The sequence below is a fragment of the Pseudomonas sp. TH49 genome (genome assembly GCF_016650625.1).
Lineage (GTDB): Bacteria > Pseudomonadota > Gammaproteobacteria > Pseudomonadales > Pseudomonadaceae > Aquipseudomonas > Aquipseudomonas fluorescens_H.
In genome coordinates this window covers 221125-245005 of record NZ_JAEKFL010000001.1, presented here as the reverse complement: position 1 = coordinate 245005, position 23881 = coordinate 221125, and the positions used below count along the sequence as shown (strand labels likewise).

Here is a 23881-nt window from a genome sequence, read left to right as displayed (position 1 = left end):
CATGAAATACATTGATTTCGATGCCCAGGGCGAACTTCTTGGGCGCTACGATTCGGCTATTCATCTGCAGATTCCTGCCGGCGCGGTGGAGATCTCCGACGAACTGTTCCTGCGCACGATTGATGAGCGTGACGGCATCTGGCGATACACCGGAGGCAAGGTCACCAAACACTCTTTGCCTAACGCTTCGCAAGTGGTTGATGGCGAGCAAAGAGCTGCTGCCCTGGCGCGTCGTGATGAGCTGTTGGCCGAAGCCGATCAGCAAACCGTCGGCATGGCGGACGCCTACATCGCGGGCCTGCTCGACACAGACGACATGCAGCGATTCAAGGCATTCGCCACCTACAAACTGGCGCTGAACAAAATCGACAAGCAGCCGGGTTATCCGCAAAACGTGGCCTGGCCTGTGCTGCCCGCCTGAGACCTGTTCCGGTCGGAAGCCTGGAAACCTGTCTAAAAAATCCATCACTCTGAATAACGGGAGGTCCGTCCGTGGACTATCCAAAAAGTGTGCCCAGCGCCGGTCTGGTGAATGGCAAGTTTATTGATGAAAACCCGCTGACCGGGACGCCGGGGTCGCTGATTCCTGCAGATTGGGGCAACGGGGTTACGCAGGAAATTCTCAACGTGATCAAGGCCGGGGATCTGACTCCGGACGAGAAGAAATACGATCAGTTGTTGCAGGCGATTCAGAGCGTTTCGGCCAAGGGCTGGAATCTGGATTCGGCGTTGCCGATCGGGTCGTTGCCGACCGCTACCGTTGCTACGGCAGACGGGCGACTGCCGATCACGCCAGCGGCTGTTGCCACCAGTGGCGGGAGGGTGTCGATTCCGGCTGGCGTGCTGATCAGCCTCGGCCAAGAAGTGATAGCGGGGCAGTTGGGCCGCTCGCGTACGTTCACTACACAGTTGTGGAGCAGTCCCGATTTGCTGCCAAGTACCGGCTACTTCCTCCGGGCGCAGGTGATTGCGGGCGCGCTGACCTTTTACATGCAGCGCGGCACGGTTTATGACGCCGCACCGGAGGGGTTGAAGGGGACGATCAATGGTGCGGCGGGCGGTGGTTTCCAGTCTACGCCACTGGATCTCTGTCTGGCCTGGGTCGTCACGGCAGGGCCGGGTGCGATGCCCACTGTCAGAGCGATCTACAACCGTAATCGATTGTCGTGGACGCAAACGGTTAATGGCAACGGCGTGGTTTATCTGCCACTTGATCCGCATGCCCGAGCGGCACGGTTGGTGGTGGGTAACCCGACCCCACATCCGACCGGTATTACCACGGTGGCCTTTGCCCCGGGAGGATGGCTGGGGGGCAACTATTCTTACCTAAATCCGACAGTTACTACTTCCAGCAACTGGGATGGCTGGAGCACCGTCGGTGCCTCGGTGGGAATCTTCACGAGTAACGTTGTCAACGACACGACGGTTTCCACACTATCGGCCAGTTTCGACCATGCAGAGTTGCGTTCGCTTTGGCAGGTCTTTCAATGCGAACACACCCTCGGCTCGGGGAATGCCTCAAGTGATGAGTTGTTATTTGGTATGGGAATCAAGAGTTTTTCTCAAGCCGATTACGCCAACGGTATTGCGATCAACTTTGCCTCAGCCATCAATGTGCATTTGTCCTGGGAGTTGATCCGATGATCATCATTCAAGAACTGCATCAGTTCGAGGAAGGCTTGCGTCCGGCCCAGCCGTCCGGTGCCCATGATTGGGATGGAGAAAAATGGCAGCTTAATGCGTCCAGAGTCGCCGAGTTGGAGATTCAGGAAGCCGAGCAATTATGTTCCAAGATCGACGCGGCGGCCGACAGTGCTCGCACCGTTTTGGCCGGCGACCCGCTCAAAGCCATGGAGTACGCCCAGGCTACTGCAGACGCCCAGGCCTATCAGGACGCTGGTTACCCGAAAAAAGAGGTGCCACTGTCGGTTGCTGCGTGGGTGGTTAAAGGTCGTACTGCCAAACAGGCCGCCGAGCAGATTCTTAGCAAGGCCGACCAACTCACTGACCATCTGCTGACCCTGCGCACCTTGCGCCTGAAGGCCAAAAACCAGATCCGCACGCATGCGGCCAAAGGCAATCTCGATCTGGCGCGCCGTGCTGGCGATGACGCGTTGGCGGCGATTCGCGAACTGGTCAGCAGCCAGACTCTCTAGCAGCAACGCCGTCATTCTCCATCACCCAAGCCCACTTCACCGTGGGCTTTTTATTTTCAGAAACAGACCGCCACTGGCTCGCATCAGCGATCGCCGCGACGCGGTTCATTTGTTATTTCAGAGGAACGAAAGACCTATGGATTATCCAAAAAGCGTCCCCAGCGTCGGCCTGGTCGATGGCCGCTTTGTCGATGAAAACCCGGTGGCAGGAACCCCGGGTTCGTTGATTCCGGCGGTGTGGGGCAACAGCGTGACTCAGGAGATCCTGAGTGTGATTAACGGCGGCGGGTTGGTGGCTTCTGAAGCCGATACCGGTCAGTTGTACAAGGCGATTCAGTCGATCATCGGCAGAGCGAGTCCGATGCGTTCGGTGGTCACTCGTCTGGCGACATCCAGATCGCTGACTGAAGCTGAGTTGGGACTCGTTTTGATCGACGGCAGCTCCGCGCCGATGACGGTGACATTGCCATCGGCCGACTCGGCCTTGGGTATTCGCGACGTCATTGTCCGGCGGATGGACAACAGCGGCAATCGACTCGTTGTGCAGACCTCCGACGCTGACAAGGTTCGTTTTCACACACACCTCTCGCCTGGCGGTTACCCCTTTCTGGTGCTGATGGGCAACGGGGACTGGTGGCATCTGCGCAGTGACGGGGCGGGGAGTTGGTGGCCGATCGGTCGCTTTGATAACAGCGCTTTGGGGCGGCCGTTTTTTGAAACCACTCTGTCGCTCAATCCAGGTGGCTATGGCTTTCCCAACGGTGATCTGTTCAAGCGCGCCGAATGGCCTTGGTTGTGGGATTTTGCTCAGGCGTCCGGCGCATTGACGACCGAAGCGGCCAGAACTGGCCGGGAAGGCGGATGGACCAGTGGCGATGGTGCCTCGAATTTCCGGATTCCCGAGATTCGCGGCGAGTTTCTGCGAGTGCTCAGTGAAACCAGAAACGTTGATCCCGGTCGCGTGTCCGGCAGCCTGCAAATGCATGCGTTGCAGAGTCACAACCATTATCTGCCGACGGGAACAGGGGCTTCTTTCAAACCGGCCCCGGCGATTCCAGACGGTGTCTGGGATGTCGGCACCAATGTCAACTTTTCACCGACGACAACGACCGTGGCAACAACGTACCCCAACCCTGCATTCGACTCGGACACTTACATCGGCAACATCGGCAATTTTTCGGCTGAAACCCGTCCGCGAAATATTGCCTATCCCGCGCGTATCAAACTGATCTGAGGTGCACATGTTCAATTATCTGATAGACGATAGCGGTGCATTAACCGGCCCTGTCGAGTTTCCACTAGTGCCGGGGATCGGTCTGCAACTGCCGAGTAACGCCGTGACGCTGAGCATCGAACTTTCCCCGGCCCCAAGCGGTTATGCCTGGGCTTATGTCAATGGTTCTCTGCAACAGCAAGCGGACTATCGCGGCGATGTTTACCGCACTGACACCGGCATGAGGCAAACCTGGACGGCATTGGGCGAGTTGCCGGAAGGCTTCACCACGTTGCCATGGCCGGGCGGCTTCCATGCCTGGGTGGACAATGCGTGGCAAGTCGATGACGTCGCGCAGTTGGCGGATTGCAAACGCGTCGTTCTTGCTCAAAGAGATGTGTTGCTGCGCGACGCTGTCCTGCGCATCGCCCCGCTGCAATACGCTGAAGACATCGGCGACGCCAACCACGACGAACAACTGCTGCTGATCGAATGGAAGCTCTACAGCGTCGAGCTGAACCGCATCGAAAAGCAGGCCGGTTTCCCCGACGAAATTACCTGGCCGGTCGCTCCCTGCGCAGTCGTAGCCAACTGATCTCAGCACAGGTAGCAGTGCAATGGATTATCCAAAAAGTATTCCCGGCGTTGGCCTGGTCAACGGCGGTTTCGTCGACGAAAACCCGATCGCCGGTTCACCGGGATCGTTGATTCCGGCCGCGTGGGGCAACAGCGTCACGCAGGAAATTCTCAACGCGATCAAGGTTGCCGGGCTGACGCCTGATGAGGCCAGAACCGACCAAGTGGCAACGGCCATTGGTGCGCTGGTCGACTTCACCAAACTGAAAAACACCCCGACCACGCTGGCCGGTTACGGCATCACCGATGCGGTGGGGCGGTTGCTGGCGATCCGGCAGATCGAAATCGGCGTGCCCGTCGGCGAACTGCGCCAGGAAATTGCGCCTTTGCCTGTAACGAGCAGTCCGGTCATTACCCCTGAAACAGTCCCCGATGAGCAAGAGCCTCTGGCGGCAGCGCGGCTTTGGCGCCAGTCCAGTCTGTCGGCCACCGAATGGTGGGTGACGCGACATCGTGACGAGCAGGAACTGGGGCGCGGGACGACGCTCAAGGCGGCGCAGTATCTGGAATTGCTGGAGTACCGCCAGGCGCTGCGCGACTGGCCGGGTTCAAGTCTTTTTCCTTCGACAGTTTCCCGGCCTTTGGGCCCCACATGGTTAGTCGCACTAATTGGCTGAGACCGGCGCCCATGTATTTTCAGATTAAGGAGATAAACCTTGGACTATCCCAAGAGTGTGCCCAGTGTCGGGCTGGTGAATGGACAATTTGCTGATGAGGACCCGGTTGCCGGTAAACCGGGTTCGCTGATTCCGGCGACGTGGGGCAATGGCGTCACCCAGGAAATTCTTAATGTCGTGCAAGCGGCCGGCATGACGCCAAATGAGGCATCCAATAATCAATTGCTCGGTGCGCTGCGCAGCCAGACGTTGTTCAACACCGCACCGCAGTTTGATAGTGGACGCTCGGCGGCAACTGCGGAATTTGTGCAACGAGCGTTGGGCAGTTATGCGAGTGCCCGCGGGATATCCGCAGCGACTCAGTTGACGCTGGCCGATGTCGGTTCCTCGATTGGTCTGGGCGGTACAGTGGCTTATACCGTGACGCTTCCGGATGCAGCCTCGGCGCCGAATGGCGCGACGATCAGTCTGCATTGCCGCAATGCAGGCTCGGTCACGGTAGCCAGCAAAACCGGCACCCAGATCAGCCCTCAAGGGGCTTATGTGGGAGCGATCGTGATGAACGCCGGCGAGAGTGCGAACTTTGTCAGGGAGTCTGGTCTTTGGGTGGTTTATGGCACGGCTGCGTTGAAGTACTGCGCCTCCTACGGCGCTCAGTTCACCACGCCGGGTTATCAGAAATTCCCCAGCGGTTTGATCCTGCAATGGGTCGTCGGTGGCTCTGACGCCAACGGCAACATGACGCTTTCACTGCCGATCAGGTTTCCATCGGCCATTTTGGGTGGCGTCGCCAATGAGGCGAATCCGGCAGGCTGGAGTGCCGGAAATGCGACCGTCTGGGCGTTCGATCTGGGCGTATCGACCACCACTCAGGTCGTGGCGCGGGTTCGCAACATCGATTCCACTGGGATCAAGCCATCGACGGGAATTTCGGGTCGCATTCTGGTTTGGGGAGTTTGACCATGGCTATTTACTTTTACGCACAAACCCTTGGATTTGATCGGGTTGAAAACCCGGGACCGGAACTGCCCGACGGCGCAGTGGAAATCACTCAGGCCCAATATGTTGAGCTATTCGCCGGGCAGGCGGCAGGCAAGGTCATCAGCGCCACTGCCACAGGTCAGCCAGTCCTGAGTGAACCGCTTGTATCGCCGGCGGCGCTGACCGCGCAGGAACGCGCCTGGCGCAATAACGTTCTGCAGAGCACTCAGTGGTTGGTCCTTCGCGATGCCGAAGAACTGGAAATGTGCGAGGGCACCACCCTGCGCACCGAAGAATTCAAACAACTTCTTGCTTACCGGCAGGCACTGCGTGACTGGCCCGACAACCCCGAGTTCCCGGACGCATGTGCACGGCCGGTCGAACCCGATTGGCTGGAAGACTTGCTACGGACCAATGGCTGAGCGATTTGCTTATCGGCCGAGGATAAATAAATATGGATTACCCAAAAAGTGTCCCGGGCTCAGGCCTGATCGACGGAAAGTTCGTCGATGAAGATGCCATCGCCGGCACGCCGGGATCGCTGATCCCGGCGAGCTGGGGCAACAGCGTTACCCAGGAGATTCTCGGCGCGATTACTGCGGCTGGTTTGAAGCCTGATGAAGCACAAACCGATCAGTTGGCGCAGGCCATCCGCCAATTATCGAGGCCTGATCCACTGCAGCAGTTTCCGGCACAGGTCTATCGCAGGAATGTGCTGATCAATGGCGGCTTCGATATCTGGCAGCGCGGAACGACCAACCAAGGCCCCAATATTGGTGGATATGTCGCCGATCGTTTTCGTTGCGACTGGAATGGTAATGCTGCCGTGGCCATCTCTCGCCAGGATTTTGCCCCTGGCCAGACAGACGTGGCAGGTGAGCCGAGCTATTTCTTGCGCTGGCAGCAAACCACGGCGGGCGTTGGCGCTACCGAGCACAAGATTTCCCAAAGCGTTGAATCCGTCAGGACTCTGGCTGGAAAAACCGCCACCGTAACATTTTGGGCGCGCTCCGACGCCGCGCGCCCGTTGAAGGTAACCATCGGTCAGTACTTCGGCAACGGTGGTTCGGAAGCCGTCGTCAAAGTGGTCGATGTCTTTGCATTGAGCACTGCATGGACCAAATTCAGCGCAACATTTCAGGTGCCAGTGATCGCTGGGAAAATGCTCGGTGCCAATGATTACTTGAGGTTGGCTTTTGATCTGCCACTTAACGTTTTGCAAACTGTGGATCTTGCACGGGTTCAACTCGAGGAGGGACCGGTTTCGACTCCGTTCGAATATCGTCCGGTTGGTGAAGAGCTGATGTTGTGTCAGCGCTACTTCGAGAAGTCCTTTGTCAACCGCTTACAGATCCGGGCAAACAATGGTGTGGAAACCTGCATCGTTACTTTCACCCAGGCAGCGGCCGGGAATACCGGTCAATACGGCATGGTCATAGACATGCAGGTTCAGAAGAGAGTGCAACCTACCATCGTCCTGTATTGCCCCGGAAATGAAAGCAGTCAGGTCTGGAACTACTCGCAGGGTGTGGCTTGCACGGGGACCACGGTGCAAAGTGTGACACAGCGAAGTTTCGCCATCGGCACCGTGACGCCCGTGAGCAGTCAGCCCGGTAACGGATTGCAGATTGAATGGACCGCGGACGCTGAAATCTAAGGGGAAGCTCATGACGTATCAATTGACTGCCTGTGGCGTATTGCGCGTTGAAGATTCTGCGTTTATTCCGCAGGACACGACCAATCGTGACTGGCTTGAGTATCAGCAATGGCTGTTAACCGGTGGGCAAGTGCTGCCACTAAATGAAGCTCTCGAAGAATCTGTACCGAACAACACCCTGACAACTCTGGCAAAAAAATGGCTGGGGGCTGTTGCCCGTCAACCATGATTCAATCGGAGCATCCAGGGAGGATTACGCATTATGCAAATAACAGAAGACAACCTTAAAACCATCATGCCCAACGCCCGCAGCCAAGCGGGCGTTTTTGTTTCCGCGCTCAACACCGCGATGACGCGCAGGCATATCAATACGCCAAAACGCATCGCTGCGTTTCTCGCGCAAATCGGCCACGAGTCGGGGCAGTTGCAATACGTGCGCGAACTGGGCAACAACCAGTATCTGAGCAAATACGACACCGGCACGCTGGCGTTACGTCTGGGCAACACGCCCGAGGCCGACGGCGACGGACAGAAGTACCGTGGTCGCGGGCTGATCCAGATCACCGGGCGTAACAACTATCGTGAGTGCAGTCTCGGTCTGTTCGGCGATGAACGTCTGCTGTCTCTGCCGGAATTGCTGGAGCAACCGCAATGGGCGGCCGAATCCGCAGCATGGTTCTGGGAACAGAACGGCTTGAACGATCTGGCCGACCGCGATCAGTTCAACAGCATCACCCGCCGAATCAACGGCGGGTTGAACGGTTTGCAGGATCGCCTCGATATCTGGGCGCGGGCGAGGGCGGTGCTATGTCCATCTCCTGGCGCCTGATCGGCGTTTTGTTGCTGGCTGCGTTGGCCGCCGCGCTGGCCTGGCAGTTTCAGGACTGGCGCTACGGGCGACAACTGGCCGAGCAGGCGCGGCAGCACGCCGACACCCTCAATCAACTGACCTCGGCCGCCGCCACCGCACAGCAGGCCGAGCAGGACAAGCGTCTGGCGCTGGAGCAACGGCTCACAGCCAGTGAACAAACCCACTACCGAGCCATGAGCGATGCCCAACGTGATCAGGATCGCCTGCGCGATCGTCTTGCCACTGCTGATGTGCGCCTGTCAGTCCTCATCGACGCCGGCGATGCTGCCCCAGGCTGCGGGGTGCCAGCCGCCACCGGCCCCGGCGGCGTGGATCATGCAGCCGTACGCGCCCGACTTGACCCGGCGCATGCTCAACGAATTATCGCCATCACCGACACCGGTGACCGCGGACTGATTGCTCTGCAAGCCTGTCAGGCCTATGTCAGAGCGCTGGCGCCTGAACATTTTGAATGAGTCTGTGTATTGAAAGCGCAACCGGGTCGTGTACGGTGGTAGTCATTCCACCCGATCCGGAGCGCACCGTGAAAGAGATCACTCAACTGGCTGCCGAGCTTGGCCGACGTTTGCAGTTGCTCAACGCCCACGTCACCACGGCCGAATCGTGTACCGGTGGCGGGATTGCTGAAGCGATCACGCGGATTCCCGGGAGCTCGGCATGGTTTGAGGCCGGTTATGTGACGTACTCCAACCGGCAGAAAACCCGGCAACTGAACGTACCCGCCGAATTGTTCGACACCGTGGGGGCGGTCAGTCGCGAGGTGGTCGAATCGATGGTGCGTGGCGCGCAGAAGCACAGCCTGGCGCGGTTTGCCGTGGCGGTCAGCGGCGTGGCCGGGCCCGACGGCGGCACACCGAACAAACCGGTGGGCACGGTGTGGCTGGCCTGGGGCGTGGGCGATGCGGTTTCCAGCGAGGTTCAGCACTTCTCGGGCAACCGCGACGAGGTGCGCCGACAAACGGTGAAGGCCGCGCTAGAGGGGCTGCTGCGACTAGCGGCACGAGAAATCGAAAATCAGGGGTAGGCGATCCGCGAACGCTGTGGAATAATACTGGCTACTTATACAGGTGTTGGCCGTCAGGCCTTATTGATTACGTGAGGACTTTAATGGACGACAACAAGAAGAAAGCCTTGGCTGCGGCCCTGGGTCAGATCGAACGTCAATTCGGCAAGGGTGCCGTGATGCGTATGGGCGATCAGGACCGTCAGGCGATCCCGGCTATCTCCACCGGCTCTCTGGGTCTGGACATCGCACTCGGCATCGGCGGTCTGCCAAAAGGCCGTATTGTTGAAATCTACGGTCCTGAATCTTCCGGTAAAACCACACTGACGCTGTCCGTGATCGCCCAGGCTCAAAAAGCCGGCGCGACCTGCGCCTTCGTCGACGCCGAACACGCCCTCGACCCTGAGTACGCCGGCAAGCTGGGCGTCAACGTCGACGACCTGCTGGTTTCCCAGCCGGACACCGGTGAACAGGCCCTGGAAATCACCGACATGCTGGTGCGTTCCAACGCGGTTGACGTGATCATCGTCGACTCCGTGGCGGCACTGGTGCCGAAGGCTGAAATTGAAGGCGAAATGGGTGACATGCACGTGGGCCTGCAAGCCCGTCTGATGTCCCAGGCGCTGCGTAAAATCACCGGTAACATCAAGAACGCCAACTGCCTGGTGATCTTCATCAACCAGATCCGCATGAAGATCGGTGTGATGTTCGGCAGCCCGGAAACCACCACCGGTGGTAACGCGCTGAAGTTCTACGCCTCGGTTCGTCTCGACATCCGCCGTACCGGTGCGGTGAAGGAAGGCGACGAAGTGGTCGGCAGCGAAACCCGCGTCAAGGTTGTGAAGAACAAGGTGGCTTCGCCGTTCCGTCAGGCCGAGTTCCAGATTCTTTACGGCAAGGGCATCTACCTCAACGGTGAGATGATCGACCTGGGCGTGCTGCACGGTTTCGTCGAGAAGTCCGGCGCCTGGTATGCCTACGAAGGCACCAAGATCGGTCAGGGCAAGGCCAACTCGGCCAAGTTCCTGGCAGACAACCCGGAAGTCGCTGCCAAGCTCGAGAAGCAGCTGCGTGACAAACTGCTGTCGCCAGCCGTGATTGCGGACTCCAAGGCCTCTGCGGTCAAAGAGACCGAAGACGATCTGGCCGACGCTGATATCTGATAACAGCGATGACCACCGCCGTACTCGATACCCTCGTCGCGGTGCGGCGAACCGCCATGGATCTGCTCGCTCGACGCGAGCATGGTCGAGTCGAGCTGACGCGCAAGCTGCGTCAGCGCGGCGCTGAGGCGGAAATGATCGAAACAGCCCTCGACCGATTGACGGAAGAGGGGCTGCTTTCCGAAGCCCGTTACCTTGAAAGCTTTGTTTCCTACCGTGCCCGTTCCGGCTACGGCCCTTTGCGCATTCGCGAAGAGCTGGGCCAGCGAGGTTTGCAACGCGCCGATATCGAACTCGCCCTACGTGAAAGCGGTATCGACTGGCAGGAGCAGCTTCGCGAGACATGGCAACGCAAGTTCTCCGGACACTTGCCGATCGATGCCAAGGAGCGCGCCAAACAGGGCCGCTTCCTCGCCTATCGGGGCTTCTCGATGGAGATGATCAACCGCTTGTTCAGCGGTAGAGGGATGGACGATTAAAACGGTTGAACAACAACGGCCCGCTATGAAAATAGCGGGCCGTTTTTTTTTGCCTTCAGATTACCTTCGATGGCTCACGCGCACGTTGGGTGGTCTGCGGTTTGCTGTGGGCCCAGTTTTCCGGGAGGTTGATGTAGTCCACCAGTTCCCTTAGTCGGCCATGGTTCCGGGCATTGAACGCGAAGGCCAGTCGCACCAGATGGCTGAACTGCGCTTCGTCGTGTTCCTCGCCGCTGTAGGCGTGTTGATGGAACTGGTCACTCAGGCACAGATCAGCGAAAGCTTCTTGCATATGTTCCAGGGCCTGATCGCTAAGCTTGTGGTTCATACGAATCACGAACTGACGCTTGAGCCAGCGGCTGGAGTGGAAGTTGCCGTAGAACTGATTGATCTGCTGTACCGCCTCATCGACGCTGTAGACCAGGCGCATCAGTTTCAGGTCGGTGGGCAGGATGTAGTGGTTCTCTTCGAGCTGCTGGCGAATGAAATCCAGTGCGCCTTGCCAGAACGTTCCGCCCGGCACATCGAGCAGCACCACGGGCACCAATGGACTTTTGCCGGTTTGGATCAGTGTCAGTACTTCCAGTGCCTCGTCCAGTGTGCCGAACCCGCCAGGGCACAGCACCAGTGCATCGGCTTCCTTGACGAAGAACAGTTTGCGGGTGAAGAAGAAATGGAACGGCAGCAAGTTGCCTGTGCCGTCCACTGTCGGGTTCGCATGTTGCTCGAAGGGCAGAGTGATGTTGAACCCGAGACTGTGGTCGCGCCCGGCGCCTTCGTGCGCGGCGGCCATGATCCCGCCACCAGCACCGGTGATGACCATCATGTCCGAGCGTGTCAGAGCCGCGCCGAGTTCCCGGGCCATGGCATACAGCGGATGCTCGACCGGCGTGCGTGCCGAACCGAACACCGTGACTTTGCGTCGTCCCTTGAACTTCTCGAGAACCCGGAACGCCTGCTCCAGTTCGCGCAGGGCCTGCAGGGTGATCTTGGCGTTCCAGCGGTTGTGATCTTCCTCGGCCATGCGCAGCACGGTCAGGATCATGTCGCGGTAAATCGGCAGGTTCGGACTGTTGGGGGAAATCTGGTTGAGTTGTTCTTCGACCTTGCTGATGAGGTCGGGGAGTTGTTCCTGAAAATGCCGACTGAGCAGGTCATTCGGTTGGTAAGGCATTCAACGTCTCCTTCTGCACAGAGCGGGTGGCCCTGACGTGCGGCGTCAGTGCCGCGCTGCAAAAAACACACACGATCGGCAGCTCCTTTGCTGCCGTGAACAAGTGATCGGGAACACTTTGAATCTAGACCTTCACACGGGTTTGCGCTGACTTGATCATTGCCCCGCAGAATCCTTTCTGGCAACTGCTGATTGCCTCTTCACGTAATCAGTCACCGCTCGTCCGAACGTACACCGTAGAGCAATCGCTCTGATTTACTAACCTACAGGCACTGCACGACAGCTTCGCGTCAACGGGCGTATGCAAGGTGCGCGCTTTTCAAGGATTCGTGGTGGCAAGGAGGCGGGATAGATGGCCAGAGTGATTCTGGAAATCGATACGCAGCTGTATCGGATGTTGAAAGCATCAGCCGAGACCAACCAAGTGAGTCTCGAAGAGGAGTGCTGCCGACGGTTGGCAGGCGGGGAACGCCGTTCGCGTTATCTACAGGCTCTGGTGGCCGAATTGCGCGCCGAAGATGAACAACGGCGCGCCAATTCCCGATGATTACTTCTTCTTCGCCGGTGTAGCTTTCGGACAATCCGACTCTTGATAGCTGGCCGAACCGATTGCGCGGTTGGTCTTCACTTCGCTGAAGTCGTAGCGCATCACGGCGCCCTTGGCCATCAGCTTGCGGTACGACGGGTTATTGCACACCGAAGCGCCCAGCTGGAAATACACGGCTTTTGGGTCAGCACGCATCTTCTCGGCGTGGCTGGCCTGCACACTCAGGTGGTTGATCAGCGTAGTGCCTTCGACGGTGTAGCCTTGATCGAGAATGTCTTCGTTGATCGCCCGTGGGGTGCCCACGCTGCTTTCCTCGGCGACACGGCGCAGCTCTTTGTTCAGATTCTGCTCACTCAGGGACGCAGCGTGTGCGCTGAAGGACAACGCCATGGCGATGGCCGCGGTAGGAACGATAAGGCGCAGCATGAAACTCTCCTGATTCAGTGACTGGTGGTTCGACCAGCCCCGTGGCTGTGCGTTCAGTGGCGGCGAATTATAGGGGAGCCGGTCAGGACGGTACAGGCTTGTCCCCGTCGCTCTGATAAACTGCCAGCCTTTATTGCCTTGCCGAGTGTTGTTCGTGTCGAGTTTTCCTGCCTCCGGGCGCTGCCTGCAATGAATCACGCCCCTAACGCCGTCGCCCGCCTGCGCGACCAGCGCGAAGATGAAGGTATCAAGCCGATCCAGGCCCGTGGTTTCCGTTCCGAGCGTTGCCGCGATTGTCGTGTGATCATCAGCCACTGCCTGTGCGCCTGGCGTCCGACGGTGGAAACTCGATCCGGCGTATGCCTGATCATGACCGGCAAGGAAGTGTTCAAGCCGAGCAACACCGGCTGGCTGATCGCCGATGTGGTGTGCGACAACCATGCATTCATCTGGTCGCGCACCGAACCTGACCCGCAGATGCTGGCGCTGCTCGATGACCCGCAATGGCAGCCGTACCTGGTGTTTCCCGGCGAATACGTCGAGCCGTCACGGGTGACCAACACCGTCGCACCCGATAGCAGCAAGCGTCCGCTGTTCATTCTGCTGGATGCGACCTGGACCGAGGCGCGCAAGATCTTCCGCAAGAGTCCGTATTTCGACCGCTTGCCGATCCTGAGCCTGCTGCCCGACAAACTTTCGCGTTATCGCCTGCGTCGCTCGACCCGCAGTGAGCACCTGTGCACCGCCGAGGTCGCGGCGTTGTGCCTTGAGCTGGCAGGTGACAGTGATGCCGCTTCTGCCCTTGACGCTTATTTCGATGTGTTCAGCCAACATTATCTGGGTGCCAAACAGCAGTTGGACGTCAACGAGGCGACCCCGGCCCACGCCGAGTTGTTGCCTTATATACGAAAGCCGCAAGCGGTGTTGGCCCGATAGTGGCCCATACTGCAGAGAGCGCCGGCCGTGCTGCTTGACCACCCCGGCTGCGCTGGGCATGCTTGGCGCCGATTAGGGTGCGGCCAAGGTTTTGAAACGCCGTGTTTGCTTGTGATTGGCGTTGAACGTGCCCTTGTGGATACCGCTTTGTAGCGGCATCTTGAGTTGCTTTGGCCAGGCCCGAATACACCGGGCCTGCCATCAAAAACAGGATCATTTTGAAAAATGGCCACATACGAAATCCTGATTGCCGATGATCACCCGCTGTTTCGTAGCGCGCTGCATCAAGCAGTAACCCTGGGACTCGGCCCGGATGTAAGGCTGGTGGAAGTGGCGAGCATCGCCGAACTGGAAACCCGCCTGACCGAAAAGGCTGACTGGGATCTGGTCCTGCTGGACCTGAACATGCCCGGTGCCTATGGATTTTCCGGACTGGTGCTGCTGCGGGGACAGTACCCGCAGATCCCGGTGGTAATGGTCTCGGCGCAGGAAGAAGCCTCGGTGATGGTCAAATCCCGCGAGTTCGGCGCCAGTGGCTTCATCCCCAAGTCCAGCGACCTGAGCGTGATTCAGCAAGCCGTGCGCAAAGTGCTCGATGGCGACGTGTTCTGGCCACCACAGGCGTTCGAGGCGGTCAGCGTCTCCGCCGAAGCCAAAGCCGCCAGCGACGGCCTCGCCAGCCTGACCCCGCAACAGTTCCGCGTATTGACCATGGTCTGTGAGGGCCTGCTGAACAAGCAGATTGCCTACGAGCTGAACGTCTCCGAAGCGACCATCAAGGCTCACGTCACGGCGATCTTTCGCAAGTTGAACGTGCGCACCCGGACACAGGCGGCCTTACTTCTGCAACAACTTGAGTCAATTCCGAGCCAATAATGGCTGGCGTCTTCACGCTTTTTTGACTTTTGTTGCTCTAGCTTTCCCACTCCTTTCTGGTTGGTTTTTACGTTATGTCACCTTTCAAGGGCCAGACCGGCCTGAAACGCATCCTCAACGCATCCGGCTACTCGCTGGACGGTCTGCGCGCCGCCTTCACCGGTGAAGCGGCATTTCGCCAACTGGTCCTGCTCAATGTGGTGCTGATTCCGCTGACGTTCTTCCTGAATGTCAGTCGCGTCGAACAGGCGCTGCTGATCGCCGTTTGCCTGCTGGCGCTGATCGTCGAGTTGCTGAATTCGGCGGTGGAAGCGGCCATCGACCGCATTTCGCTGGAACTGCACCCACTGTCGAAGAACGCCAAGGACATGGGCAGCGCCGCGCAATTCGTGGCCCTGAGCATGATTGCCCTGGTATGGGCGGTGATTCTGCTCTAAGCGATACTCGGCAAGACGATCTCGTCGCTGCGCTGCACCCCGGCGGTGAAGGCGCGGCACAGCTCGAGAAACTCGCGCATGGCCGAGGTCTGGTATTTCTGCTTGTGCCAGATGAAGTAAAACTGCCGGGACAGATCCAGATCCGGCGTTTCCACCGCCACCAGACTGCCGCGCCGAAAGGCATCACGCAGCGCCAGCCGCGAAATACAGCCAATCCCCAGCCCTGATTCCACCGCGCGTTTGATCGCTTCGGTGTGTTCCAGCTCCAGACGGATATTCAGCGCACTGCGATGATGACGCATCGCCTGATCGAAGGTCAGGCGCGTACCGGAACCCTGTTCGCGCAGAATCCACGCCTCGTGCGTCAACTCTTCCATGGTCGCGCTGCCACGTTTGGCCAGCGGATGCTGCGGCGCGCAAAACACCACCAGTTCATCTTCGACCCAGCTCTGCACTTCGATGTCCGGATGGCTGCAGTCGCCCTCGATTAGACCCAGATCAATTTCGTAGTGGGCGACTTGATGCACGATATTGGCAGTGTTCTGTACATGCAGCTTCACCTGGCTTTCCGGATGGCGCTGCATGAAACCGCCGATCAACAGGGTCGCCAGGTAATTGCCGATGGTCAGGGTGGCGCCCACCGACAGTGAGCCGAAACCGGATTTGCCGTTGAGCAGGTCTTCGATTTCCTTGGACTGGTCGAGCAAGGCCACCGCTTGCGGCAGCAGCTGTTTGCCCAGGGCGTTGAGGCTCAGCCGTTTGCCGGCGCGGTCGAACAGCTGGCAGCTGGACTGGCGCTCCAGTTCGGTGATCGAGGTGCTCGCCGCCGATTGCGAGAGGTTGAGCAGACCCGCAGCACGGGATACGCTTTCCTGCTGGGCGACGGCGACGAAGACTTGCAGTTGACGAAGAGTAAATCGCATATCGATATAACCGATAACCCTTATCTTAATAATCCAGTTAACAGATATTGTCGTCGCTATTAGAATGCGTTGCAATTGCGCACTGTCGGCCGCAAAGGCGAGCGCAGACCCAATATCCAGGAGTCCCACGTACATGAGCAACATGAACCACGAGCGTGTCCTCAGTGTTCATCACTGGAACGACACTCTGTTCAGCTTCAAGTGCACCCGCGATCCGGGCCTGCGCTTCGAGAACGGTCAGTTCGTGATGATCGGCCTGCAACAGCCAAATGGCCGCCCGCTTATGCGCGCTTACTCGATCGCCAGCCCGAACTGGGAAGAGCATCTCGAGTTCTTCAGCATCAAAGTGCCTGATGGTCCGCTGACCTCGCAGCTGCAGCACCTGAAGGAAGGCGACGAGATCATCATCTCGAAAAAGCCTACCGGCACCCTGGTGCTGGACGACCTGAACCCGGGCAAGCACCTGTATCTGCTGAGCACCGGCACGGGTCTGGCGCCGTTCATGAGCGTGATCCAGGACCCGGAAACCTACGAGCGCTTTGAGAAAGTGATCCTGGTGCACGGCGTACGCTACGTCAACGAAGTCGCCTACCGCGAATTCATCACCGAGCACCTGCCGCAGAACGAGTTCTTCGGTGAAGCGCTGCGTGACAAGCTGATCTACTACCCGACCGTGACCCGCGAGCCGTTCGAGAACCAGGGCCGTCTGACCGACCTGATGCGTAGCGGCAAGCTGTTCAGCGACATCGGTCTGCCACCGATCAACCCGCAGGACGACCGCGCAATGATCTGCGGCAGCCCGAGCATGCTCGACGAGACCAGCGAAGTGCTCGACAGCTTCGGCCTGAAGATCTCGGCGCGGATGCGCGAGCCGGGTGACTACCTGATCGAGCGTGCATTCGTCGAGAAGTAACCCGCAATACCTGTGGGAGCGGGCTTGCTCGCGAAGGGGGCTGTCAGTCGACGTCAATGCTGAATGGCGCACCGCTTTCGCGAGCAAGCCCGCTCCCACAATGGTTTTGTGCTAGACAGAAAAGCCCGCGTTGCCTGAGAAGGCAACGCGGGCTTTTGCGTTTCCGGGGGTTCAGTTGCCGGCGGGGATGACTTCCAGTACGCGGATCTGCTCCGGCGTCGGGTAATGCCAGCGCACGTCCAGATCCCAGAACTGCGCGCCGTACTCGCGCTCCGGCGCCGGCGTCTGGTACGCCGGACGCGGATCCTGCGCCAGGCACTGCTCGATCAACTCGACCAGAGGCTCGCCAAGGCGCTGAGCATGGCCGTGCGCCTGTTGCAGCGCGACGTCCGTCCACTCCACGGCAATCAGCTGTGGCGCAGCGCTGGCGATGCTGTTGGAGGCGTCAGCGATGATATCGGCGTAAGGCACGTAGGGTTTGATATCGAGTATCGGCGTGCCGTCGAGCAAATCGATCCCCGAGATGAACAGCCGATGGGCCTCGACTTTGTCCAGCTTCACCACCGATTGCCCGATGCCATTGGGCCGGTGGGTCGCACGGGTGGCGAACACGCCCATGGACTTGTTACCGCCCAGACGCGGTGGCCGCACCTTCAGGCGCGGCTTTTCTTCCAGCGCCTGATGAAACAGGAACAACAGCCAGACATGGCTGACCTGCTCCAGCCCTTGCACGGCGTCCCCCTGATCGAACGGCGCCACCAGCTCCAGCACGCCACGGGCAGCGGGGGCCAATTGCGGCTGGCGCGGAATGGCGAACTTTTCCTTGAAACAGGAACGCACGAAGCCGATGGGGGAGACGTTGTAAGTCATGGTCTGGAGTCAAGGTGGGAGCGGGGTTGGGATGATAACCCGAGGTGGCCGGGCCGACGCCTTCGCGGGCAAGCCCGCTCCCACAGGGATCTCGGGTGGAGTACAAAACCTGTGGGAGCGGGCTTGCTCGCGAAGGTCGCGCCGCCGATTCAGAGCTTGTGGCGCAGATCAGCCGCGAACGCGCAGGGTCAGGCCCTTGAGGAAGTTGCGCAGCAACTGGTCGCCGCACGGGCGGTAGTTGGTGTGGCCGACCTTGCGGAACAGTGCGCTCAACTCAGGCTTGGACACCGGAAACTCGGCAGCCTTGAGGATCGCGTGCATGTCGTCCTCTTTGAGTTCGAAGGCCACGCGCAGCTTCTTCAGGATGATGTTGTTGGTCACCGGCACTTCGATCGGCTGCGGCGGACGGCTTTCGTCCTTGCCGCGCTTGAACACCACCAGACCGTCGAGGAAATGCGCCATGACTTCGTCCGGGCAGCGTACGAAGCCTTCTTCGTCTTCTTCTTTCTTGTCGAGGTACGCGACGACGTCTTTCAGCTCCACGTCTAGGCCGCCGAGCTTGATGATCTCGATGACTTTCTTGTCGCTGATGTCGAGCATGTAGCGCACGCTGCGCAGTACGTCGTTATGAATCATGTGGGTAATCCTGATAATCGTTGTGGGCAACGCGCAGGCACGCTGCCGGAATGTGTGGCGGCAACAGAGGCTTTAGAACTTCTCTTTGCCGGACAGGTAGCGCCATTGGCCGAGCGGAACCTTGCCGATCGAGACGCCGCCGATGCGGATGCGACGAATGCCGACGACCTTCAGGCCAACCGCTTCACAGAACTGGGCGATGATCCCCGGCTGCGGGTTCTTCATGGCGAAGCGCAGGCGGTTTTCGTTCTGCCAGCTGGCCTTGACCGGCGGCAGCTCCTTGCCCTTGTGGGTGAGACCGTGCTGCAGGCGATTGAGGCCGTGGGCAACCATGTCGCCTTCGACTTCAACCACGTATTCCTGCTCGATCTTGGCCGCGTCGGCAGTCAGTTTGCGCAGTACTTTCCAGTCTTGGGTAAACACCAGCAGACCGCTGGCCTTGGGCTGCAGATCGGCGCTGGCGGTCAGGCGCAGGAAGTGGCCGCGCAGCGGACGTTTGCCGTAGCGGTGCTCGTCGCTGAGGGTGTCGGCGCTGAGCGATTGCATGGCGGTGTCGACGTCCATCCCGGCCGGTACGTTGAGCAGAATGGTCACCGGCTCCGGCGCGGTGGCCTGGGCGTCCTTGTCGAGCTCGACCTTCTGGTCGCCGACCTTGAATTGCGGTTCGTCGATCACTTCGCCGTCCACGGTGACCCAGCCGCCCTCGATGAACAGCTCGGCCTCCCGGCGGGAGCAACCGACCAGTTCGATGAGGCGTTTGGAGAGGCGAATCGGGTCAGTCATGACAGGGCCGTAACAAAAAAGGGGTGAGCATTGTACCTGCCTGGCGCCGGTTAAGCCCGGTTCCATTTCGGTAGGTGGTTTTTTGTAGGAGTGAGCCTGCTCGCGATTGCCGTCTAACATTCAGCATTGATGTCGGCTGGTCCGGCGCTATCGCGAGCAGGCTCACTCCTACAAAGGTTCTTTGGTGTGTCAGGCATGCTTCGAGCGCTGCTGATTCTGGCGCAAGCGCATATGCAGCAGCGGATACGGCTGGCCCATGCCATCTACCTCCGATCGGCCGATCACTTCAAAGCCCTGCTTGAAGTAAAACCCCAGCGCCTGCGGGTTCTGTTCGTTGACGTCCAGTTCATCGGCATTCAGATGCTGCATGGCGTAGTTCAGCAATTGCTTGCCCAGCCCCTGGCCACGGTGCGCGGGATCGATAAACAGCATTTCGATCTTGCCCGCCGCCACCCCGGCGAATCCGGTGATGCGCTGCTGATGGTCTTTGGTGCAGATCAGCATCACCGCGTCCAGATAACGGGTGAGCACCAGATTGCGCAGCAACTCGATGTAGCTGTCCGGCAGAAAATCATGGGTCGCGCGGACCGAGGCCTCCCAGACCCGGGTCAGTTCCTGATAATCGCTGAGTTTCGGCGTGTGAATGACCGAATGCTGACGCATGCCCGATGGCCTCTTGTTCGTTTCAAGGGAGTCCTTCCCCCGGTAAACGATAGCCGTAAAAAAGCCCCGCATCTCGTAAAAAAGAGCGAGGCTTTTGATGACACGACTATCCCCTGTGGGAGCGGGCTTGCTCGCGAAAGCAGTGTATCGGTCGACATATCCAATGACTGATACACCGCCTTCGCGAGCAAGCCCGCTCCCACAAGTATTTTGTGGTGCTTAGATCTGCTCAGCCCACAGGTCGTATTCGTCAGCGTCCGTCACCTTGCACCAGACCTTGTCGCCCGGCTTGAGATTGCTGCCGTTGTCGATGAATACGTTGCCGTCGATTTCCGGGGCATCGAAGAAGCAGCGGCCGACGGCGCCTTGCTCGTCGACTTCGTCCACCAGCACTTCGATCTCGCGGCCGATGCGCATTTGCAGGCGCGCCGAGCTGATCGCCTGCTGGTGCGCCATGAAGCGCTCCCAACGGTCTTGTTTGACGTCGTCCGGCACCACTTCCAGGTCCAGGTCATTGGCGGGCGCGCCATCGACCGGCGAGTACTGGAAGCAGCCGACGCGGTCGAGCTGGGCTTCGGTCAGCCAGTTCAGCAGGTACTGGAAGTCTTCCTCGGTTTCGCCCGGGAAGCCGACGATGAAGGTCGAACGGATGATCAGGTCCGGGCAGATTTCGCGCCAGTTCTTGATCCGCGCCAGGGTCTTGTCTTCGAACGCCGGGCGTTTCATCGCCTTCAGCACTTTCGGGCTGGCGTGCTGGAACGGGATGTCCAGGTACGGCAGGATCTTGCCGGCGGCCATCAGCGGGATCAGCTCGTCGACGTGCGGGTACGGGTAAACGTAGTGCAGACGGACCCACACGCCCAAGGTGCTCAGCGCTTCGCAGAGTTCGGTCATGCGGGTTTTCACCGGCGCGCCGTTCCAGAAACCGGTGCGGTATTTCACGTCGACGCCGTAGGCGCTGGTGTCTTGCGAGATCACCAGCAGCTCTTTGACGCCGGATTTGACCAGACGCTGGGCTTCGTCGAGTACATCACCCACCGGACGGCTGACCAGTTTGCCGCGCATCGACGGGATGATGCAGAAGCTGCAGCTGTGGTTGCAGCCTTCGGAAATCTTCAGGTAGGCGTAGTGACGCGGAGTGAGCTTGATGCCTTGCGGCGGCACCAGGTCGATCAGCGGGTTGTGATCTTGACGCGGTGGCACCACTTCGTGCACGGCGTTGACCACTTGCTCGTATTGCTGCGGACCAGTCACGGCCAGCACACTCGGGTGTACGTCGCGGATATTGCCTTCTTCCACGCCCATGCAACCGGTGACGATCACCTTGCCGTTTTCCTTGATCGCTTCACCGATCACTTCCAGCGACTCAGCCTTGGCCGAGTCGATGAAGCCGCAGGTGTTGACCACCACCACGTCGGCGTCCTGATAGGTGGACACCACGTCATAGCCTTCCATGCGCAGCTGGGTCAGGATGCGCTCGGAGTCGACCAGTGCTTTCGGGCAACCCAGAGATACGAAGCCAACCTTTGGATTGGCCGGCGCAGGAGTGGTGGACATGTCTAACCTCGGTGTTTTGTGACGTCGCTTGCCTGGTGTGGAAGCTGACGGACGGGCGCTTGAAGTGCGCCTCTGATCAAAAAGTGCGCAATTCTAGCGATGAGCAACGCACTTGACCAGCTTTATGCAGGGAAATACGACGAGTGCTGCGCTATGCTTCGCGCCGTTGAGCTTTACCAATTTTTTACAGTCAACAAAACGTCTGTAACAACAGGTAAAACAGCGCATGCTGCACCACAAAGCATAGTGCTTCATTCAAAGAAGCCGGTTCTGAGAAGTAGGAGTGTTGGATGGGTCAGGCAAGTAGTCAGGCGGCGGGCGCCGAGCATTCGGCTGCAAAACCGCTGAGCATGCTGGTCGCGGCAGTCGGGGTGGTTTACGGCGACATCGGCACGAGCCCGTTGTACACCCTCAAAGAAGTTTTTGCCGGTCACTATGGGGTGCCGGTCAACCACGACGGAGTCTTCGGGATTCTGGCGTTGATTTTCTGGTCGCTGATCTGGGTCGTGACGATCAAGTACGTGTTGTTCGTCCTGCGGGCCGACAACCAGGGTGAGGGGGGGATCATGGCGCTGACCGCCCTGGCGCGACGTGCATCCAGCCGCTATCCCAGGTTGCAGGCCGTGCTGGTGATTCTGGGGTTGATCGGTGCCGCGCTGTTTTACGGCGACAGCATGATCACCCCGGCCATCTCCGTGTTGTCTGCGGTTGAAGGTCTGGAGTTGGCGTTCGATGGCCTGGAGCGCTGGGTGGTGCCGATGGCACTGGTGGTCCTGGTCGCGCTGTTCCTGATCCAGAAACACGGCACCGATCGCATCGGCAAGCTGTTTGGCCCGGTGATGGTCGTGTGGTTCCTGGTGCTGGGTGGGCTGGGTGTCAGCGGGATCGTCAGGCACCCTGAAGTCTTGAATGCACTGAACCCGATCTGGGGCGTGCGTTTCTTCATGGTTCACCCGGGCATGGGTGTGGCGATTCTCGGTGCGGTGGTGCTGGCGCTGACCGGTGCTGAAGCCCTGTATGCCGACATGGGCCACTTCGGGCGCAAGCCGATTGCCCGTGCCTGGCTGGTGCTGGTGCTGCCGGCGTTGGTGCTGAACTACTTCGGTCAGGGCGCATTGCTCCTGGAAAACCCGGAAGCGGCGCGTAACCCGTTCTACCTGCTGGCGCCGAACTGGGCACTGGTACCGCTGGTGGTGCTGGCGACCCTGGCCACGGTGATTGCTTCGCAAGCGGTGATTTCCGGCGCGTTCTCGTTGACCCGGCAGGCCATCCAGCTCGGTTACATCCCGCGCATGCACATTCAGCACACGTCCAGTGCTGAACAGGGGCAGATTTACATCGGTGCGGTGAACTGGGCGCTGATGGTCGGCGTGATCCTGCTGGTGATCGGTTTCGAGTCTTCCGGCGCATTGGCGTCTGCCTACGGCGTGGCAGTGACGGGCACCATGCTGATCACCAGTATTCTGGTGGCAGCGGTGATCCTGCTGCTGTGGAAATGGCCGCCGCTGCTGGCCGTGCCGATTCTGCTTGGTTTCCTGCTGGTCGATGGCATGTTTTTCGCGGCCAACGTGCCGAAGATCATTCAGGGCGGTGCCTTCCCGGTGCTGGCGGGGATCGTGTTGTTCATCCTGATGACCACCTGGAAACGCGGCAAGGAGCTGTTGGTCGATCGCCTCGACGAAGGCGCGCTGCCGCTGCCGATCTTCATCAGCAGCATCCGTGTACAACCACCGCACCGTGTGCAGGGCACCGCGGTGTTCCTCACCGCGCGCTCCGACGCCGTGCCGCACGCCCTGTTGCACAACCTGCTGCACAACCAGGTGTTGCACGAGCAAGTGGTGCTGCTGACCGTGGTCTACGAAGACATCCCGCGCGTGCCGCCGGCACGCCGCTTTGAGGTGGACTCCTACGGCGAAGGCTTCTTCCGGGTGATCCTGCACTTCGGCTTCACCGACGAGCCGGACGTGCCGCAGGCGCTGAAACTGTGCCATCTGGATGATCTGGACTTCAGCCCGATGCGCACCACCTACTTCCTCAGCCGCGAAACGGTGATCGCCTCGAAACTCGAAGGCATGGCCCGCTGGCGCGAGGCGCTGTTCGCATTCATGTTGAAGAATGCCAACGGCAATTTGCGCTTCTTCAATCTGCCGCTGAACCGGGTGATTGAGTTGGGGACGCAGGTCGAGATGTAGGCCACGCCCCAACTGAAAAGCCCCCGTCAGCCTTGTAGCTGGCGGGGGCTTTTTTGTGCTTCACATAAACCTCTAACCCACTGCAAATCCCCTGTGGGAGCGAGCTTGCTCGCGAAGGCCGAATGTCAGTCGAGACATGTGGTGGCTGATCCACCGCATTCGCGAGCAAGCT

General features: G+C 59.4%; 29 protein-coding genes and 1 pseudogene. 22 read left to right on the top strand and 8 right to left on the bottom strand.

Annotation, left to right across the window (positions count from 1 at the left end; genetic code table 11):
- Position 1 precedes the first annotated feature (1 nt).
- The 16 genes and pseudogenes from JFU48_RS01255 to recX all read left to right on the top strand — a co-directional run bounded on the left by JFU48_RS01255 (position 2) and on the right by recX (position 10776).
- Complete coding sequence (locus JFU48_RS01255) at positions 2-421, top strand: tail fiber assembly protein (protein WP_201135661.1); 420 nt, start codon at positions 2-4, stop codon at positions 419-421.
- Between the two features lie 71 nt (positions 422-492).
- The gene (locus JFU48_RS01250) at positions 493-1644 is read left to right on the top strand and encodes a phage tail protein (RefSeq protein WP_201135660.1); all 1152 of its coding nucleotides are present in this window, start codon (positions 493-495) and stop codon (positions 1642-1644) included.
- A complete protein-coding gene (locus JFU48_RS01245; protein ID WP_201135659.1) occupies positions 1641-2156 on the top strand; it encodes a phage tail protein in 516 nt (171 codons plus the stop codon). The genes JFU48_RS01250 and JFU48_RS01245 overlap by 4 nt, the downstream gene beginning before the upstream one ends.
- Positions 2157-2292: 136 nt before the next feature.
- Positions 2293-3390, top strand: a complete 1098-nt coding sequence (locus JFU48_RS01240) for a phage tail protein (protein ID WP_201135658.1) — start codon at positions 2293-2295, stop codon at positions 3388-3390.
- Between the two features lie 7 nt (positions 3391-3397).
- Positions 3398-3964: a tail fiber assembly protein gene (locus JFU48_RS01235; protein WP_201135657.1), complete on the top strand. Its 567-nt coding sequence runs from the start codon at positions 3398-3400 to the stop codon at positions 3962-3964.
- Between the two features lie 22 nt (positions 3965-3986).
- A pseudogene (locus JFU48_RS30430) lies at positions 3987-4304 on the top strand (hypothetical protein); the annotation flags it as partial.
- Positions 4296-4622 carry a phage tail assembly chaperone gene (locus JFU48_RS01225; RefSeq protein ID WP_446739769.1) on the top strand — a complete coding sequence of 109 codons (327 nt, stop codon included), beginning with the start codon at positions 4296-4298 and terminating at the stop codon, positions 4620-4622. The pseudogene JFU48_RS30430 and the gene JFU48_RS01225, both read left to right, overlap by 9 nt.
- Before the next feature lie 39 nt (positions 4623-4661).
- Complete coding sequence (locus tag JFU48_RS01220) at positions 4662-5582, top strand: gp53-like domain-containing protein (protein WP_201135656.1); 921 nt, start codon at positions 4662-4664, stop codon at positions 5580-5582.
- Between the two features lie 2 nt (positions 5583-5584).
- Positions 5585-6025, top strand: a complete 441-nt coding sequence (locus JFU48_RS01215; RefSeq protein ID WP_201135655.1) for a phage tail assembly chaperone — start codon at positions 5585-5587, stop codon at positions 6023-6025.
- Between the two features lie 32 nt (positions 6026-6057).
- Positions 6058-7260 (top strand): carbohydrate binding domain-containing protein, encoded by a 1203-nt coding sequence (locus tag JFU48_RS01210; protein ID WP_201135654.1) that lies wholly within the window; start codon positions 6058-6060, stop codon positions 7258-7260.
- Between the two features lie 10 nt (positions 7261-7270).
- On the top strand, positions 7271-7489 hold the full coding sequence (locus JFU48_RS01205; RefSeq protein WP_201135653.1) for a hypothetical protein: 219 nt from the start codon (positions 7271-7273) through the stop codon (positions 7487-7489).
- Between the two features lie 33 nt (positions 7490-7522).
- Positions 7523-8089, top strand: coding sequence for a glycoside hydrolase family 19 protein (locus JFU48_RS01200; RefSeq protein WP_201135652.1), 567 nt, complete (start codon positions 7523-7525; stop codon positions 8087-8089).
- A complete protein-coding gene (locus JFU48_RS01195) occupies positions 8068-8586 on the top strand; it encodes a lysis system i-spanin subunit Rz (RefSeq protein ID WP_201135651.1) in 519 nt (172 codons plus the stop codon). Before JFU48_RS01200 ends, JFU48_RS01195 begins: the two co-directional genes overlap by 22 nt.
- Before the next feature lie 68 nt (positions 8587-8654).
- Positions 8655-9155 (top strand): CinA family protein, encoded by a 501-nt coding sequence (locus JFU48_RS01190; RefSeq protein WP_103484542.1) that lies wholly within the window; start codon positions 8655-8657, stop codon positions 9153-9155.
- 83 nt (positions 9156-9238) lie between these two features.
- Positions 9239-10297, top strand: a complete 1059-nt coding sequence (gene recA / locus JFU48_RS01185) for a recombinase RecA (protein WP_003222269.1) — start codon at positions 9239-9241, stop codon at positions 10295-10297.
- An 8-nt stretch (positions 10298-10305) separates the two neighbouring features.
- On the top strand, positions 10306-10776 hold the full coding sequence (recX, locus tag JFU48_RS01180; RefSeq protein WP_003222270.1) for a recombination regulator RecX: 471 nt from the start codon (positions 10306-10308) through the stop codon (positions 10774-10776).
- A 55-nt stretch (positions 10777-10831) separates the two neighbouring features.
- Here the strand turns inward: recX and JFU48_RS01175 are convergent, their stop codons facing one another.
- Positions 10832-11950 (bottom strand): LOG family protein, encoded by a 1119-nt coding sequence (locus JFU48_RS01175; RefSeq protein WP_201135650.1) that lies wholly within the window; start codon positions 11948-11950, stop codon positions 10832-10834.
- A 352-nt stretch (positions 11951-12302) separates the two neighbouring features.
- Between JFU48_RS01175 and JFU48_RS01170 the strand changes: the two genes are divergently transcribed.
- Positions 12303-12497, top strand: a complete 195-nt coding sequence (locus tag JFU48_RS01170; RefSeq protein ID WP_003222272.1) for a hypothetical protein — start codon at positions 12303-12305, stop codon at positions 12495-12497.
- Here JFU48_RS01170 and JFU48_RS01165 read toward each other — a convergent pair whose 3' ends face one another.
- Positions 12498-12923, bottom strand: a complete 426-nt coding sequence (locus tag JFU48_RS01165; protein ID WP_201135649.1) for a PA3611 family quorum-sensing-regulated virulence factor — start codon at positions 12921-12923, stop codon at positions 12498-12500.
- A gap of 189 nt (positions 12924-13112) precedes the next feature.
- On the opposite strand from JFU48_RS01165, the gene JFU48_RS01160 reads away from it, so the two are divergent.
- The 3 genes from JFU48_RS01160 to JFU48_RS01150 all read left to right on the top strand — a co-directional run bounded on the left by JFU48_RS01160 (position 13113) and on the right by JFU48_RS01150 (position 15172).
- The gene (locus JFU48_RS01160) at positions 13113-13859 is read left to right on the top strand and encodes a tRNA-uridine aminocarboxypropyltransferase (RefSeq protein ID WP_201135648.1); all 747 of its coding nucleotides are present in this window, start codon (positions 13113-13115) and stop codon (positions 13857-13859) included.
- Positions 13860-14084: 225 nt separating this feature from the next.
- On the top strand, positions 14085-14735 hold the full coding sequence (gene erdR, locus JFU48_RS01155; protein ID WP_003222275.1) for a response regulator transcription factor ErdR: 651 nt from the start codon (positions 14085-14087) through the stop codon (positions 14733-14735).
- Positions 14736-14809: 74 nt separating this feature from the next.
- A complete protein-coding gene (locus JFU48_RS01150) occupies positions 14810-15172 on the top strand; it encodes a diacylglycerol kinase (RefSeq protein ID WP_003222276.1) in 363 nt (120 codons plus the stop codon).
- On the opposite strand, the gene JFU48_RS01145 is transcribed toward JFU48_RS01150, so the two are convergent.
- Positions 15169-16095, bottom strand: coding sequence for a LysR family transcriptional regulator (locus JFU48_RS01145; protein ID WP_045122319.1), 927 nt, complete (start codon positions 16093-16095; stop codon positions 15169-15171). The two genes, JFU48_RS01150 and JFU48_RS01145, sit on opposite strands and share 4 nt — an antisense overlap.
- Positions 16096-16228: 133 nt before the next feature.
- Between JFU48_RS01145 and fpr the strand changes: the two genes are divergently transcribed.
- Positions 16229-17008, top strand: a complete 780-nt coding sequence (fpr, locus tag JFU48_RS01140) for a ferredoxin-NADP reductase (RefSeq protein ID WP_003222277.1) — start codon at positions 16229-16231, stop codon at positions 17006-17008.
- Positions 17009-17179: 171 nt separating this feature from the next.
- On the opposite strand, the gene tsaA is transcribed toward fpr, so the two are convergent.
- The 5 genes from tsaA to rimO form a co-directional block, all read right to left on the bottom strand.
- Positions 17180-17878: a tRNA (N6-threonylcarbamoyladenosine(37)-N6)-methyltransferase TrmO gene (gene tsaA, locus JFU48_RS01135; protein WP_201135647.1), complete on the bottom strand. Its 699-nt coding sequence runs from the start codon at positions 17876-17878 to the stop codon at positions 17180-17182.
- A gap of 168 nt (positions 17879-18046) precedes the next feature.
- On the bottom strand, positions 18047-18514 hold the full coding sequence (locus tag JFU48_RS01130) for a DUF1456 family protein (RefSeq protein ID WP_003222279.1): 468 nt from the start codon (positions 18512-18514) through the stop codon (positions 18047-18049).
- Between the two features lie 72 nt (positions 18515-18586).
- Positions 18587-19297, bottom strand: a complete 711-nt coding sequence (locus JFU48_RS01125) for an rRNA pseudouridine synthase (RefSeq protein ID WP_003222280.1) — start codon at positions 19295-19297, stop codon at positions 18587-18589.
- A gap of 189 nt (positions 19298-19486) precedes the next feature.
- Positions 19487-19960: a GNAT family N-acetyltransferase gene (locus tag JFU48_RS01120; protein ID WP_003222281.1), complete on the bottom strand. Its 474-nt coding sequence runs from the start codon at positions 19958-19960 to the stop codon at positions 19487-19489.
- 219 nt (positions 19961-20179) lie between these two features.
- Positions 20180-21517, bottom strand: a complete 1338-nt coding sequence (rimO, locus tag JFU48_RS01115) for a 30S ribosomal protein S12 methylthiotransferase RimO (RefSeq protein ID WP_003222282.1) — start codon at positions 21515-21517, stop codon at positions 20180-20182.
- Between the two features lie 350 nt (positions 21518-21867).
- On the opposite strand from rimO, the gene JFU48_RS01110 reads away from it, so the two are divergent.
- A complete protein-coding gene (locus JFU48_RS01110; RefSeq protein ID WP_400497827.1) occupies positions 21868-23709 on the top strand; it encodes a potassium transporter Kup in 1842 nt (613 codons plus the stop codon).
- Positions 23710-23881 lie beyond the last annotated feature (172 nt).